This window comes from Longimicrobium sp., from assembly GCF_035474595.1.
In the GTDB taxonomy this organism is placed as follows: domain Bacteria; phylum Gemmatimonadota; class Gemmatimonadetes; order Longimicrobiales; family Longimicrobiaceae; genus Longimicrobium.
In genome coordinates, this window is sequence record NZ_DATIND010000054.1 from 33,533 (window position 1) to 49,290 (window position 15,758).

Sequence of the window (15,758 nt, forward strand, 5' to 3'; positions counted from 1 at the left end):
TGCGGATTCGCGGCATCATGGCGCGCGCGGCGGGTCCCGGCCCTCCGGGCGCGCATCCCTCACGCAGCGCCTGCGAAGGACGGTCGCGAGGACCCGCATCTGGCCGGGCGAATGAATTCGCGGCAACAACGGCACGAAGTCCCTGCGGGACTGCTTTCATGCATCCCGGCGCGCGACCGGCATCCGCGCCGCCGCCGGGTGAGCGTCGTGCCGGAGGCTACCGTGCGCGGCGGTGCATCTCCAGCTCGCCGCGCGCGATGGCGACCTGCTGGATCTGCGTGCTTCCCTCGATGATCTCCATCACCCGCGAATCGCGCAGGTAGCGCTCGACGGGGTACGCGTCCGTCAGGCCGTTGGCGCCGTGGATCTGCACCGCGTCCAGCGCGGCGCGGGTGGCCGCCGTGCTGGCGAAGTACTTGGCGATGAAGGTCTCGTGCGCGGCCGCGGGGTCGACCTGGTCGCGGAGCCAGCCGGCGCGCATGCACAGCGAGTGCGCGGCGCGCTGATCGGCGGTCATGTTCGCCAGCATCCGCTGCACCAGCTGGTGCTCGCCGATCGCCGCGCCGAACTGCTGGCGCGTGGCCGCGTACGCCAGCGACGCATCCAGGCAGGCGCGCACGATCCCCGCCGAGCCGCAGGCCACGCTGTAGCGCCCCACCTCCAGCGTGGCCACGGCGATCGCCAGTCCGAAGCCGGCGCCGCCGAGGCGCGCCTCCCTGGGCACGCGGCAGCCGTCCAGGCGCAGCTCGGCCAGCATCGACGCGCGCGTCCCGGCGATCTCCAGCGGCACCGTCTGGAACCCCGGCGTGCCGCGCTCCAGCAGGAAGGCGACGGGCTTCCCCTCCAGCTTGGCGAAGAGGAGGAAGACGTCGGCGATCTGCCCGTACGTGGTCCACTTCTTCGTGCCGCGCAGCACGTACCCATCGCCATCCGCCGTCGCGACCGTCTCCACCGCGGAGGCGTCGCTGCCCACGTTGGGCTCGCTGAGCGCGAAGGCGCCGATCGCCTCGCCGCGCGCGAGGGGGCCGAGCCAGCGCTCCTTCTGCGCGCGCGAGCCCCAGCGCAGCACGGCGTACGAGGCCATGCTGTGCACGGTCAGCAGCGAGCGCAGCGACGAGCAGGCGCGGCCCAGCTCCTCGTTCAGCAGCCCGAACGTCACCCAGCCCATCCCCGCGCCGCCCTGCTCGCACGGGACGACGGCGCCCAGCCAGCCGGATTCCGCGAGGCGGCGGATGGCGTCGGGCGGGGTGATGCCCGCGCGGTCCCACGCGCCGGCGTGCGGCGCCACGTGCGCGTCGGCGAACGCGGCGAACTCCGCGCGCGCCGCCTCCTGCGCGGGTCCAAGGTCCATGCGGAGCGCGGGCTCGGGGACGGCGTCCACGGGCGGCGCGGACAGGGCGGTCACGCCGCGGGCGCGCCCAGCTTGCGCTCCACGAACGCCGAGAGCGCGTCGATCGAGCGGAAGTTGTCGATGTCCAGATCGTCGGAATCGACCGTGACGCCGAAGTCGCTCTCCACGAACTGCACCAGCTGCATGGCGAACATGGAGTTCACGAAGCCGCTGGCGAAGAAGTCTTCCCCGTCCTGAAGGTCATGCCCGCGAAAGAAGCGGCCCACGAACGCGCGCAGCTTCGTACGGATCTCTTCGTCGTTCATCCTGCATTCCTCGAAGTGTTGTGGTGTTGCCCCCGCCACCCGGACGATCGGCGGGACGAGCAGATTCGATCGCGGCCGGACCCCTCACCGGCGGCTGAAGCCGCAGCAACAACTACGGGAAGCCTCGCAAACTGCGCGAGGCTGGTCCGCTCGGTATGCGGCATCGGCGCTCACGGCCGATCCCGGCGCGTCGACAGTCGCGCCGGGATTTGGGGACCGCGGCTCAGACACCGTAGTCGTAGAAGCCGCGGCCGTTCTTGCGGCCGTGCAGGCCGGCATCGACCATCTTCTTCAGCAGCGGGCAGGGGCGGTACTTGCTGTCGTTGTAGCTCTCGTAGAGCACCTCGACGCTGTACAGGATGGTGTCCAGCCCGATCAGGTCCGCCGTTTCCAGCGGCCCCATCCTGTGCCCGAAGCAGGTCTTGAAGATGCGGTCCACGTCCTCGGCGGCGGCCACCTGGTCCTGCACCAGCCACACGGCCTCGTTGATGGTCAGCATCAGCACGCGGTTGCTGACGAAGCCGGGCATGTCGTTGACCACGATCCCCTCCTTCCCCATGGCCCCGAGCAGCGCCTGCGCGGTGTCGATGGTGGCCTGCGACGTGTGGAAGGCGCGGATCACCTCCACCGTGGGCTTCAGCGGAACGGGGTTCATGAAGTGCATCCCCAGCACCCGGTCCGCCCGCTGCGTCAGCGAGCCGATGCGGGTGATGGAGTACGCGGAGGTGTTGGCCGCGAAGCAGGCGTGCGGCGGGCAGACGCGGTCGAGCACGGGGTAGACGGGGCTCTTCAGCTCCCACTTCTCCGTGACGTTCTCGATGACGAAGTCCGCCGCGGCGAAGCCGTCGTAGCTGGTGGTGAAGTCGATGCGCGCCAGCACCTCGGCGGGCGCGGGGCCGGCCGTCTTCTGCTTCGTGAACATCCCGTGGAAGCGCAGCCCCTTCTCGATCTCGGCGCGCGCGCGGGCCAGCACCTCGTCGCTCACGTCCAGCAGGATCACGCGGTGGCCGGTCTGCGCCAGGTTCTGCGCCACCCCCACGCCCATCACCCCGGCGCCCACCACACCCACGGTGCGCGGCGCCGCCTGGTTCTCTGACATTCCTCTTCCGTTCTGCGTTCGATTTGGAGTCCGTCGGGCGGGCGGGGCGCGCGGGCGTCCGGCTCGTGGCCGGAACGCCCGTCGCACACGGAGCTTACTCCAGCCCCGCCGCCTGCATCTTGTCGCGGAGCGACTTGGGACGCATGTCGGTCCACACTTCCTCGATCCAGGCCAGCACCTCGGGCTTCAGCCCGTGCTTCCCGGTGTCCTTCCACCCCAGCGGCAGCTCGCGGTCGGCCGGCCAGATGGAGTACTGCTCCTCGTCGTTCACCACCGCCATGTAGATGGTGGTATCCTCGCGTTCGTCGCTCATCTCGCGCTCCTGCTGGTTTCGGATGGATCGGGGTGAGAACTGCATCAGCGGCCGCCGTCAGTCGGCGGCGGCCAGCTCGGGAACCGGCGGCGCCTCGGGCACCGGCTCGCCGTCGGGGTGCGGGTGCGGCGCGTCGGGGACGTCGCGCTCCACGTGGCGGATGGAGGGCACCAGCCATCCCCCGGCGGCGGTGAGCACCACCAGCACGCCCAGGAGGATGAACATCAGCGCCACGCCGCGCCCCTTCCCCACGCCGATCAGCGCGCCGGCGCTCGCGGCCAGGGCGGCGCCCGGCATCATCAGCGGCTCGAACACGCGCTCGGCCAGCGGCCCGGCCACCAGCACCGCCACGGGGATCATGGACATCAGCACCATCCGCCGCACGGCCGCCACGCGCCCCATCAGCTCCTGCGGCGTCTTGGTCATCCAGATCGACATGCCGCTGGTCAGCATCAGCGGCGACACCGCGGCCCACACGAAAAGGAGCCCGGCGATGACGGGGATGGAGCGGATCCCCAGCCCCGCCATGGTCACGCCGATGACCACGATGGCGGCCAGCACGCCGGCGATGCGGTTGCGCGGGCCGCCCCACGCGCCCATGGCGATGCCGCCCAGCACCGCGCCCACGCCCACCGACGCCTGCACCGCGGCGAACTGCACCGGCGTGGTGAAGCTCAGCACCATGGGCGCCAGCAGCGGGTTCACGAACGAGACCCAGAAGTTCACCAGGGCGATGCACACCAGCAACCCCAGCAGCCCCGGTCGCTCGCGCACGAAGCGCCACCCCACCGCCGCCTCGGCCACGAAGCGCCGCAGCGCCGCGCGCGCTCCGGCGGCCGCGTCCTCCGTGGACGGCGCCTGCCGGGGCGAGGGAATGGCAACCCAGACCAGCCCGCCGACGGCGGCCAGGTAGGTGGCGCCGTCGATGGCCATGATCCCGCCCAGCCCGATGGTGGCGATCAGCACGCCGGCGATGACGGGCGCCACGATCATGCTCACCGGCTGCATCACCTGCAGCAGGCCGATGGCGCGGCCGTACTGGCTGCGCGGCACGATGGCCGCCACGGCGGCGGTGAGCGCCGGGTCCTGGAACGAGGCGATGGCCGAGGCCAGCGCCGAGGTCACGAACAGGTACCAGACCTCGAAGTGCCCGTTCAGCACCAGCGCGGCGGTGGCCAGCGTGAGCAGCCCCGAGCCGGTGTCGGCCACGATCAGCAGGCGGCGCCGGTCCCAGCGGTCCACCAGCGCTCCCGCCACCGGGGAAAGGACCAGCGCCGGGAAGATCCAGGCGAACATCAGCAGCCCGAACGCCTCGGCCGAGCCGGTGCGCTGGTACACCACCACCGCCACGGCGAACGCGGTGAGCCCCGAACCCAGCGCGCTCACCAGCTGCCCCGCCCACACGATCAGGAAGGGGCGCAGCTCGCCGAGGCTCTGGCGCAGGGGTGGGGTGCCGTCTGGCTTCATCGGGGTCCAGGGGTCGCGAAGCCCGTCCGGCGGGCGCACGCCCGGACGGGCCGGGAGATCGGCGGCGGTTCCTCCCTCCCGCCATCCGTTTCCACGACGGGGCGGCGGGAGGCGACCAATCTAACACGTTTAGCGAGCTTTTTGAAACCTCCCCGCCCGCCCACGGAATTGGTTACGAAGTGCACGCATGCGAAGCCGCCTTGCGTCGCCCGGGGAGCGGGGAGGACGGACACGGAGAGGACGCCGGTACAAGCGCCCGCTCCGTATCCGCCATCGACCGAATCACCCGCCGCCGGCGCGGTCGGCCAGCAGGCGCTCGGCTTCTTCCTCGCTCAGGTTCTCCAGCCAGGCCAGCAGCTCGTCGTCGGGCTCGGCGGCGGCGGCGCGGCGCTCGTCCACCAGCGCGGCGATCCCGCGGACGGTGGGGTGGTCGAAGATCACGCCGACGGGGAGCTCCACGCCGAGGCGCGCGCCCACGCGGGTGAGGATGCGCGTGGCCTTCAGCGAGTGCCCGCCCAGGTCGAAGAAGTCGTCCGTCGCCCCCACGCGGTCCAGCCCCAGCACCTCGCGCCAGATCTCCGCCACCGCGCGCTCCGTCTCCGTCTCCGGGGCGGCGAAGGCGGTGCCCTCGTCGTGCGCGGCGGCGGCGTCCGGCATCGGCAGGGCGCGGCGATCCACCTTGCCGCCCGGCGTCTTCGGCAGCGCGTCCATCACCACGAAGGCCGCGGGAACCATCCACGCGGGAAGGCGCCCGCCCAGGTGCTCGCGCAGCTCGGGGACGGAGATGGCCCGCCACGCCGTGGGCGCCACGTACGCGGCCAGGTAGCGCTCGCCGGGCACGTCCTCGCGCGCGACGACGACGGCCTCGCCCACGGAGGGGTGATGCTGCAGCACCGCCTCGATCTCCCCCGGCTCCACGCGGAAGCCGCGGATCTTCACCTGGTGGTCGGCGCGCCCCAGGAACTCCAGCGCGCCGCCGTGCCAGCGCACGCGGTCGCCGGTCCGGTACATCCGCGCGCCCGGCGCGGCGGCGAACGGGTTGGGGAGGAAGACGGCCGCGGTGAGCCCCGGCCGCCCCAGGTAGCCGCGCGACAGTCCCTCGCCGCCCACATACAGCTCGCCGGGGACGCCGGAGGGGACAGGGCGGAGCGAGGCGTCCAGCACGTACAGCGTGGTGTTGGCCACCGGGCCGCCGATGGGGACCGACGCGGCCGCGTCGGGGACGCTCTTCACCTCGTGCCACGACGCGTAGGTGGAGTTCTCGCTGGGGCCGTACATGTTCACCAGCCGCGTTCCCCGGCACGCCTCCAGCACGCGCCGGAAGGCCGCCGGATCGGCCGCCTCGCCGCCGGTGAGCAGGTCGCGCAGCGGGGCGAAGGTGCCGGGCGCCTCGTGCGCCACCTGGCTGAAGAGCGCGGTGGTCAGGAACAGCGCGTTCACCCGCCTTGCGCGGATCAGCGCGCCCAGGCGCTGCGGCGACAGCAGGTCGTCGCGGTCGATGACGACCAGGGTGCCGCCGTTGGCGAGCGGCGCCCAGATCTCCCACGCGGCCGCGTCGAACGACGGCGCCGCGGCGTGCCCCATCCGGTCGCCCGCGCGCGGCTGCAGGTAGTCGGCGCCGCGGACCAGGCGCACGGCCGCGCGGTGCGAGATCACGCTCCCCTTCGGCTTCCCGGTGGACCCGGAGGTGTAGACGACGTACGCGGCCGCCTGCGAATCGAGATCGGGCGACATGCCGGATTTTCCCGACCTGTTCCCCAGCGCGGCGAGGGAGACCACGGGGCCGCTCCACCCGGCGAGGGTGGCGGGAACGCGGTCGCGGACGACCAGCGCCTTCGCGCCGGAGTCGGCCAGCATGAAGGCCAGCCGCTCCGCCGGGTACTCGGGGTCGAGCGGGACGTAGGCGGCGCCCGCCTTCAGCGCGCCCAGGATCCCCATCACCAGCTCCGCCGAGCGCTCCATGGCCACGGCCACGCGGTCCTCCGCGCGCACGCCCAGCTTCCGCAGCGCGGCGGCGACCCCGTCTCCCGCCGTCTCCAGCTCGGCGTAGGTGACGGTGCGGGGGCCGTGCTCGATCGCCGCCGCGTCGGGCCGCTCCCGCGCCTGCCCGGCGACCAGCCCGTGCAGCGTGGCCTCGCGCGGGAAGGGGGCCGCGCGCCCGGCGAGGGCCAGCACGCCGCGCTCCTCCTCCACGGGGAGCATGCGGAGCCGCGAGACGCGGGTGGAGGGGTCGGCCAGCGCGGATCCCAGCACGGCCTCGAAGTGGCCGATCATCCGCCGCACGGTTGCCGCGTCGAACAGGTCCTCGGCGAACTCCCAGATCATCACCACCTCGCTTCCCGCGTGCTGGTGGGCGCGGGGGATGACGATGATGTTCAGGTCGAACTTGGCGCTCTCGTTCCCCAGCCCCTCCTCGATCTCGATCTCCGCGCCTCCCAGCCGCAGCTCGGGGTACGGGGCGTGGTGGAAGTTGAAGGCGACCTGGAAGACGGGAAGGTGGCCGCGCGAGCGCTCGGGGTGCACGGCGCCCACGATCTCCACGAAGGGGACGTCCTGGTGCTGGTAGGTCTCCACCGCGGCGGTGCGGACGCGCTCCACCAGCTCCTCGAACGCGGGGTCGCCGCTCACGTCGGCGCGGATGGGGATGGTGTTGACCATCATCCCGATCAGGTCCTCGGTTTCCCGCAGCCGCCGCCCGGCCACGCCGCTGCCCACGCAGAAGTCCGTCTCGCCGGTGTAGCGGTGCATCAGCGCCTCGAAGGCGGCGAAGAGCGTCATGAACAGCGTGACCCCGTGCCGCCGGCTGAACGCGTCCGCCGCCTCGTAGAGCTCCTTGGGGAGGCGCACGCGGTGGCTGCTGCCGCGGAAGCTCATCTCCGCCGGGCGCGGGCGGTCGGCGGGGATCTCCAGCACGGGCGCCACGCCCGCGAGCCGGTGCTTCCACCACTCCAGGTGCTCGCGCGCCTCGTCGGTCTGCATCCATGCGCGCTGCCAGGCCGCGTAGTCGGCGAACTGCACGGCGGGCGGGGCGAGATCGGGAGATTCGCCGCGGGCGAAGGCGGGGTAGAGCGCGGTGAGCTCGCGCAGGAAGACGCCGAAGCTCCACCCGTCGTGGACGAGGTGCTGCTCGATGGCGAGAAGGACGTGCTCGTCTTCGTCCATCCTGAAGAGCGTCCACCGCACCAGCGGCAGCGCGTCGATGTGGAACGGGCGGCGGAACTCCTCCTTCATTCGCCGCTCCATCTCCCCCCGCTGCTCGTCCACTTCGAGATGGGAGAGGTCCTCGACGGGGAGATGGACGGGCCACGGCTCCTGGACGACCTGCGCGGGGGCGCCGTCGACCGCGGGGAAGACCGTGCGGAAGATCTCGTGGCGGCGGACGATCTCCTCCAGCGCGGCCCGCAGCGCCTCCGCGTCCAGCGCGCCGCGGATGCGCACCGTCGCCTGGAAGTTGTAGGAGCGCATGTCCGGCTTCAGGTGCTGGAAGAACCAGACGGTCTCCTGCGGATACGACAGCGGGAGCGGCCGGTCGCGCGGGGCCCGGGGGATCTGCGTCGAGGACGGGACCGGCGCCGCCGCGTCCGCCAATTGCCGCGCCAGCTCCTCCACCGTGGGCATGGCGAAGAGCGTTCCCAGCGGCAGCTCCAGCTGCATCTGCTGCCGCACCCGCGCGGCGATCTGCGTGGCCAGCAGCGAGTGGCCGCCCAGCTCGAAGAAGTCGTCGCGCACGCCCACCCGGTCGATGCCCAGCACCTCGCACCAGATGCGCGCCAGCGCCGCCTCTTCGGGGGTGCGCGGTGCCACGTACTCGCCCGAGCCCTCGCGGTCGGGCCGCGGCGCGGGGAGCGCCAGCCGGTCGACCTTGCCGTTGGGCGTGTGTGGAAGGTCCGAGAGGAAGGTGAACGCGTCCGGCACCATGTACTCGGGAACGCGGCCGCGCAGGTGCTCGCGCAGCTCGGCCGTCCCCGGCGCGGCGCCCTCGGGAACCACGTAGGCCGCCAGGCGCTTCTCGCCGCGGTCCTCCCACGCGGTGACCACGGCCTCGCGCACGGCGGGGTGCGCGGCCAGCGCGGTCTCGATCTCTCCCGGCTCCACGCGGAAGCCGCGCACCTTCACCTGGTGGTCCATCCGCCCCAGGCACTCCAGGTCGCCGTCGGGCAGCACGCGCCCCAGGTCGCCGGTGCGGTACATCCGCGCGCCGGGGCCGCCCAGCGGGTCGGGGCGATAGCGCTCCGCCGTCATCGCCGGCGCGCCAAGGTAGCCGCGGGTGACGCCGGCGCCGGCCATCCACACCTCGCCCGTATCCCCGTCCCACACCGGCCGCATGGCCTCGTCCAGCACGCGCGCCATGGTGCCGCGGACCGGGCGGCCGACCGTCATCGCCCGCTCGCGCCCCGTCTCCACCTCCTTGCAGGTGGAGTAGGTCGTGTCCTCCGTCGGCCCGTAGAGGTTCAGCACGCGGTCCACGTGGCCCAGCGCGTACAGCCGCTGCGCCAGCTCGTTGCGCAGCGGCTCGCCGCCCAGCAGGAAGGTGCGCGTGCAGTCGGGGATCGCGCCCATCCGCAGCAGCTCGGCCGCCGCGCTGGGCACCATCGCCACGGTCGTCACCGGCTCGCCGAGGGCGGCGAGGGAGAGGGCGTTCTCGACCAGGACGAGCGTGCCGCCCCAGCAGAGCGTGCCGAAGATCTCCGCGATGGAGACGTCGAAGCAGACGGAGGTGGAGGCCAGCACCGAGGCGCGCTCGTCGTCCGACACCGTTTCCTTCAGCCAGCGCAGCACGGGCACGGTGTTGCGGTGCTCGATCTGCACCCCCTTGGGCCGTCCCGTCGACCCGGAGGTGTAGATGACGTAGGCCAGGTTCTCGGGGTGGACGGCGGCGGCGGGGGACTCGGCCGGGCGCGCCGCGATCTCCGCCGCGTCCGCGTCCACGCGGACGATCGCGCCGCCGAAGTGGGGGACGCGCTCGGCCAGCGCCGCGGTGGTGATCAGCACGGGGACGCGGGTGTCGCCCAGCATGTACTCCACGCGTTCCGGGGGATACGCGGGGTCGAGCGGGACGTACGCCGCCCCCGCCTTCAGCACGGCGAGGAGGGCGGCCACGAGGTCCGGGGTGCGGGGAAGGAAGACGCCGACGGCGACTTCCGGCCCGGCGCCGAGCGCGCGGAGGTGGTGGGCGAGGCGGTTGGCGCGCGCGTCCAGCTCCGCGTAGGCGAGGGTCTCGCCGCGCCAGCGCAGCGCGTCGCGGGCGGGGTGCGCCGCGGCCCGGGTTTCGAAGAGCGGGTGGATGCAGCTGGTGGAAAGGTCGGTCGCGGTCATCGGGCCATCCGTCGGCAGGGGGCGTTTCGGGGGTGCCCGCGCCGCGCCCGCCGTTGTGGATGGCGGCCGTCGGGGGGCTGAAAGGCCTGCTCGGGCATCGGCCGCGCGCCGGTGGGCGGCGCCGCGGGTGGGGACCTGCTGAGGGGGAGACTGCGTGCGCCGGGAGATGCGGATCTCCCGGCGCGGGGAGAGCTCAGGCCGCCGCGCGCGGGCGGTGGTCGCGGATCACGCGGCCCAGCCGCGCGATCCCGTCCTCGATCTGCGCGACCGGGGGAAAGCTGAAGTTCAGCCGCATCCCCCGCGTGCCGCCGCGCCCGTCGAACGAAAAGGCGGTGCCGGGAACGAAGGCCACGTCCTCGCCCTCCAGCGCGGGCATCAGCAGCGCGCCGGTGTCGAAGCCTTCGGGGAGCTCGGCCCAGACCAGCGCGCCGTGGCGGGGCACGCTCCACCGCGTGCCCGCGGGGAAGTGGCGGGCCAGCGCGGCCAGCATGGCGTCGCGCCGCTCGCGGTAGGCGCCGCGGACGCGCTCCAGGTGCGCGTCGAAGCCGCCGGCGCGCAGGTACTCGGAAACCAGGCGGTGCGCGAAGGTGGAGGTGTCGATGTCGGCGCCGTCCTTGGCGCACCCCAGCATCGGCACCAGCTCCTCGGGGACCACGGCCCAGCCGCAGCGGAAGCCGGGCGCCATCACCTTGCTGAACGAGCCCACGTGGAAGACCCAGCGGTCCTCCATCGCCCGCAGCGGCGGAAGCGGATCGCCGTAGTGCAGCAGCCCGTACGCGTCGTCCTCGATCACCGGCACGCGGTACGTGCGCGCCAGCTCGGCCAGGCGGATGCGCTTCTCCAGGCTGACGCTGACCCCCAGCGGGTTGTGGCCGTCGGTGATGCAGTAGATGAACGCCGGCCGCGCGCCGTCGCGCAGGTGCTTCTCCACGCGGTCCACGTCCAGCCCCGTCTCCAGGTCGCTGGCAACGGGGAGGACGCGCGGCTGGTACGGCTCGATCACCTGCTGGAAGCCCATGTAGACCAGCCGCTCGCAGATCACCTGCCCGCGGGGCTCCAGGAAGAGCCGGGCGAGGAGCGCCAGCGCCTGCTGCGCGCCGGTGGTCAGGAACACCTGCTCCGCGCGGCAGCGCACGCCGCGGCGCGCCATCAGCTCCACCACCTGCTCCTTCAGCGGGAGATGCTGCGCGCGGTACTGCAGCGCGCCGGTGTCGGAGCGGAGGACGCGCTCCGCCGCGGCCACGTAGTCGTCGACCGGAAAGAGCTCCGGCGCGGGAAGGCCCAGGGCGAAGGAGATGACGCCGGGCCGCGCCATGTGCCCCATCATGGCGGCGATGGTGGAGGGGCGCAGGTCGCGCGTCCAGGCGGCCAGCGGCAGCGCGGCGAGCGCCGGATCGGCGGCCGCGGGTGGCGCGGGGGTGGAACGCGAGGCGAACGGAGACGGATCGGGAGCCATCGATGGACCTCTGCTATCCCCGCCACTGACGGCGGAGGCAGGCGGCGGGTGGAAGTGCCGCGTGAAAGAATTCGCGTTCTGGGAACCCGGCCGCGGGGCGGGGTGGGCATGGACGGCGGGCGTCCGTGCGGCCGGTGTACCTGCGATGGCGCGATGGAAACGGGGCTGGGAACCACCCTCCCTCCGCCGCGGTCGGCAAGAATAACAAGCGGATTGGCACAGTGCAAGGGACGCGCGGGAAACTGATACACAGAATACACCGCGGGACGAAACGTCGTGGCCACAACGAGATAGGCGCGAATGGATGGTCCTCTGAGGCGCGCACGCTCCGCCGAAAAACATCTGCTTTTCCGGCTGACGCGCGTGCTCGCCCGGGCATCGGAACGCGGCTCCAAGCCTGTCGACCGGGACGGCGCTCCCGGTCCGCACATGGAGGTGCGGAGACGCGGCGGACCTCGCCGAGCGATCTCCGTCCCCCGCGCTCTCCGTGAGAAAGCTCTGGACTGCGGGGGACGGATCGGTTAGCTTGATGTACGTCTCGCGTATGACGCGACCCGACACCGGTACGTTGACCGGAACCAGGAACGACAGGATATGCAGCCCGTTCTACGCCCCCTCATCGTCCTCCACTCCGACGCGGTGTTCAAGGAACGCCTGCGCCGGATCGGGAGCCAGCGCTTCAAGAGCCAGTTCGTGAACGACTGGGACGGACTGCGCACGGCGCTAAAGGAGGCCCCGCCCGCCGCGCTGGTGGTGGTGGACCCGTACACCCACAGCTACGGCGCCGAGGCCGAGCTCGCGCCCGACCTGCGCTCGCTGCTGTGGGAGTACCCCACGGCCACCGTGATCGCCGCGCTGGAGGTGAAGCGCCAGCGCGTGCGCGACCTGCGCACGCTGGGCGAGTGGGGGGTGAAGGAGGTGATCGCGCTGGATGAGGAAGACACCCTCGAGGCGATCAGCCGCCGCCTTCGCTCGGCGCAGGGGCGGCCGCTGCAGAGCCTGCTGGAGCGCTCGCTGCCGCCCACGCTGAGCGGGCGCGCGCGGACGCTGCTGATGGCCGCCGCCGAGGTGGTGGCCGAGGGCGGCCACGGGCGCGACCTGGCCGCCAGCCTGCGCCTTTCCGAGCGCACGCTGCTGCGCTGGGCCGAGCAGGCGGACCTGCCGCCGCCACGCCGCGTGCTGGCCTGGATGCGCGTGCTCCTTGCCTGCGAGCTGCTGGACGACCCCGGCCAGACGGTGCTCTCCGTGGCCTACACCTGCGGCTACGCCAGCGACAGCTCGCTGCGCCGCGCGGTGCAGGAGTTCACGGGCGTGCTGCTGACCGAGCTGCGCCAGGAGGGTGCCTTCGCCACGGCGAGCGAGAAGTTCCTGGCCGAGCTGGAGGACACGCGCGAGAGCGGCCGTGCGCGCCGCAAGGCCGAGCGCGCGGAAGCGCGGGCGGCCAAGACCGCGGGTGCCGGCGCGGCGAACTGATCGACCGCAGTGCGGGAGTATGAAAGTACGAGAGTACGGAACTGCTCCCGCTCTGCGGGGTCATGCGATGCCGAGGTTGGGGCGATGCGGAGCCCGGGTGCGAGCCCGGGCTTCTTCGCGTCTCCGCGGCATCGCGCCCTCTCCGGCCGGCTTAGGCCGTCCACCTCTCCCGTACCGGGAGAGGTAGCTATCAGGCATCACCGGCATGGGGAAACTTTGGCGTGAGCAGGGGCTGCAGGGTGCGCCCGTGCCGGACAGCCCCCCTCGCCCGGTACGGGAGAGGGCGAGCGCTCTCGGGCGCGGGGAGAGGGCGGCGCGGATGCCGGGGGAGCCGCACTTTCGCACCCCCAAAGGGGAAGGCCCGGAGCCGGGTGGCTCCGGGCCTTCAAGCGGGGGTCGGGCAGCGCCGAGGGCGTCGGGGGCGGGGAAGTGCTGCGGTAAGACTGGGCGGGCTGGTACTGCGGGTTCTCGAGTTTTTGATACTGCCAGGGTCCTGCGGACGCTGTCCCCCCGTTCTTCGCCTACGGGAGAAAGCAACTGCGGGGCCATCCGTTCCCCTGATGGCATCTCGTTGTGCAGCAATGACTTGGCTTTTTGTGGGGCTTGGCACGGGTGGGGCGATGGGACCTGGGGAGGACACCTCATGGGACATGGGCGTCCCATCTCCCGTTGCAGGTCGTGGGAGATGGCTCCAAGTGGTGCGAAATCCGCCCGGGAGCGCTATGGAGTGGGCGTTCGGGCGGGTGTATCTTCAGGAACCGGCTTGTTCCGGAGTGGAATTCGGGTCTCGGTGGCGGAAACGAATGGCTAAGCGGTACGGGATCAGGGAAGTGTTCGCCACCCTGCAGGGCGAGGGCGCGCAGGCCGGGACGCCCTCGGTTTTCCTGCGCTTCGCGGGGTGCAACCTGGGCTACGACGTGTGCCCGTGGTGCGACACCGACTGGGTGAAGGCGGTCTACACCGAGGACGTGGAGGGCACGCTGGCGCTGGTCCGGCAGGCCGCGGACGAGGGGTTCGGCGGCGAGCGGCCCGGGCTGTTGCTCGTGGCAACGGGCGGCGAGCCGAGCCTGCAGCTGGACCGGCCGCTCTCCGACGCGCTGCGGGCGCGCGGCTACCGCATCTCCATGGAATCCAACGGCTCGCGGCCGGTGGACCGGTCGCTCGTCGACTGGCTCACCATCAGCCCCAAGCAGGCCGGGTTCGCGCAGAAGGAGGGAGACGAGCTGAAGCTGCTCTTCTCCGGCACCAGCGCACCCGGCATCACCCCCAACGTGGAGGCGGTGCGCCGCATCGCCGAGGGGACACGCTTCGGGCACTACTTCCTGCAGCCGATCGACATCCCCGGCAACGGTGGGCCCAACTACGCCGAGACGGTGCGCGCGGTGATGGAGCTAGGTCCGCCGTGGCGCCTGTCCGTGCAGACGCACAAGGTGATGGGGATTCCCTGATCCCCGAAGTTTCCGAGATCGAGTTCTCCTCGAGGCCCGGAGATCTCGACAGCCCACGAGATCCCAAGGGCGGTTGGAGCCACGGCAACAACCACGGGAAGCCTGCTGCGCAGGCTGGCATCCGCGTGAGCACGAGCTTCTGCGCCCGTCCGATATGCTGTTGAAGCCTCGCGCAGTTTGCGAGGCTTTCCGTAGTTGTTGATGCGGCTTCAGCCGCCTTCCACCGCGCTTCCGTCCCTCTCCCTGTCCCGCCAGATCTCCACTGGAACGAGCCGGGCGCGCCCACCGCGTCCGGCTCGCTCATGTATGCCATCAGCCCGAATGTGATCGCGATCAGAGCCGGCGCGCGGGCGTTCTGCCGCGCCGGCGCGCGTGGTCAGGCCGCCATGGCGGGGCGGCCCCAGGTGAGCACCGACTCCAGCGGCAAGCGTGGCGCGCGGGCGCTGGGCGCTCCGGCCACCGCCACGCGGAAGAGCATCAGCCGCGTGTTTCCCTCCGCCGCCCGGAAGAGCGCGTCGAAGCGCGCCCGCAGGCCGCGCAGCTCCTCGCGCTCGCGCGCGGAGAAGACGGTGGCGGCGCTGCCGTCCAGCATCTCGAACATGTAGACCAGCGACGTGACGGGCTGGAAGGCGAGCCCCAGCCCCGCCGCCGTGAGCCACACCCGCTCCACCGCGCGCCCGCCGCGCAGCGCCGACGCCGGCGCGATGCCGCCCACCGTCACCAGCCCCACGGCCGAGGAGCGCAGCACCGACCGCTCCGTGCGCTCCTGGAACACGCGCCCGCCGCCCAGCTCGCGCAGCGCCGCCGCAACCTCCGGCCGCGCCGCCACCCTCAGCGCCGCCCGCTCGCGCGCCGTCATCTCCAGCGCGTCGACCGGAATGCCGTCGCCCGCGCGGAGCGCCTCGTCGCGGCTCCAGCGCAGCTCGTCCACCATCTCGCGGTGCAGCTCGCGGGTGAGGTGGCGGATCCGCTCGCCCGCGCCCACGACGCGGGCCAGCTCGGCCAGCTCCTCGTCGCCCGTCAGCAGGTCCAGCCGCGCGCCGCGCACCCGGGCGGCGTCGGCCAGCTGCGTCATGGCGCCCGCACTCAGCGGGACGCGGCGCGCCACGCGGCGGTTGGTGAGGCGCTCCGCGAGCAGCGGGAAGAGCGCGGCGTCGTCGTCCACCCCCTCGTCCGCCGCCTCGAAGGTGATGGCGGCGGCCACCGACGGGTCGCGCGGGCGCGGGAAGGTCTCGGTGCGCGCGCGGATGCCGCGGTGCGCGGCGGCCACGGCCACGTTCTCGACCGCCGCCCCGAGCGCCAGGTGCGCCGCGCGGTGGTTGGGGTCGAGCAGCGAGGCCGAGCGGCCGCGGTCGTGCAGCACCCACAGCCGCTCGCCGTCCCACGAGAAGCGCCACGGCTGGCGATTGCCGGCGGAGGGTGCCAGCGTCCCCTGCTCCACGCAGAAGCGCACCAGGTCGGGGATGCGGCCGTCCACGCCACCCAGCGCGCGTCCCGGCTGCCAGCCGGGCGCCGCCGAGATCGGCGTCA

General features: G+C 72.7%; 9 protein-coding genes and 1 pseudogene. 2 read left to right on the forward strand and 8 right to left on the reverse strand.

The features are described 5' to 3' along the window. Positions 1-217 precede the first annotated feature (217 nt). The 7 genes from VLK66_RS10300 to VLK66_RS10330 all read right to left on the reverse strand — a co-directional run bounded on the left by VLK66_RS10300 (position 218) and on the right by VLK66_RS10330 (position 11,307). Entirely contained in the window at positions 218-1,405 is a 1,188-nt protein-coding gene (locus tag VLK66_RS10300; RefSeq protein WP_325309320.1) for an acyl-CoA dehydrogenase family protein, read from the reverse strand. Next, a complete protein-coding gene (locus tag VLK66_RS10305; protein WP_325309321.1) occupies positions 1,402-1,656 on the reverse strand; it encodes an acyl carrier protein in 255 nt (84 codons plus the stop codon). The genes VLK66_RS10300 and VLK66_RS10305 overlap by 4 nt, the downstream gene beginning before the upstream one ends. Before the next feature lie 223 nt (positions 1,657-1,879). Next, on the reverse strand, positions 1,880-2,755 hold the full coding sequence (locus VLK66_RS10310) for a 3-hydroxyacyl-CoA dehydrogenase family protein (protein ID WP_325309322.1): 876 nt from the start codon (positions 2,753-2,755) through the stop codon (positions 1,880-1,882). Between the two features lie 94 nt (positions 2,756-2,849). Beyond that, positions 2,850-3,068, reverse strand: coding sequence for an MbtH family protein (locus VLK66_RS10315; protein ID WP_325309323.1), 219 nt, complete (start codon positions 3,066-3,068; stop codon positions 2,850-2,852). A 57-nt stretch (positions 3,069-3,125) separates the two neighbouring features. Beyond that, entirely contained in the window at positions 3,126-4,535 is a 1,410-nt protein-coding gene (locus VLK66_RS10320; RefSeq protein WP_325309324.1) for an MFS transporter, read from the reverse strand. A gap of 282 nt (positions 4,536-4,817) precedes the next feature. Continuing rightward, on the reverse strand, positions 4,818-9,851 hold the full coding sequence (locus tag VLK66_RS10325; RefSeq protein ID WP_325309325.1) for a non-ribosomal peptide synthetase: 5,034 nt from the start codon (positions 9,849-9,851) through the stop codon (positions 4,818-4,820). 193 nt (positions 9,852-10,044) lie between these two features. Beyond that, positions 10,045-11,307 (reverse strand): PLP-dependent aminotransferase family protein, encoded by a 1,263-nt coding sequence (locus VLK66_RS10330; protein ID WP_325309326.1) that lies wholly within the window; start codon positions 11,305-11,307, stop codon positions 10,045-10,047. A gap of 594 nt (positions 11,308-11,901) precedes the next feature. Between VLK66_RS10330 and VLK66_RS10335 the strand changes: the two genes are divergently transcribed. Further along, positions 11,902-12,780: a helix-turn-helix domain-containing protein gene (locus VLK66_RS10335; protein ID WP_325309327.1), complete on the forward strand. Its 879-nt coding sequence runs from the start codon at positions 11,902-11,904 to the stop codon at positions 12,778-12,780. Positions 12,781-13,583: 803 nt separating this feature from the next. Continuing rightward, positions 13,584-14,228, forward strand: coding sequence for a hypothetical protein (locus VLK66_RS10340; protein ID WP_325309328.1), 645 nt, complete (start codon positions 13,584-13,586; stop codon positions 14,226-14,228). Positions 14,229-14,604: 376 nt separating this feature from the next. Here VLK66_RS10340 and VLK66_RS10345 read toward each other — a convergent pair. Then, positions 14,605-15,758 (reverse strand): annotated as a pseudogene (locus tag VLK66_RS10345) (hypothetical protein); the annotation flags it as partial.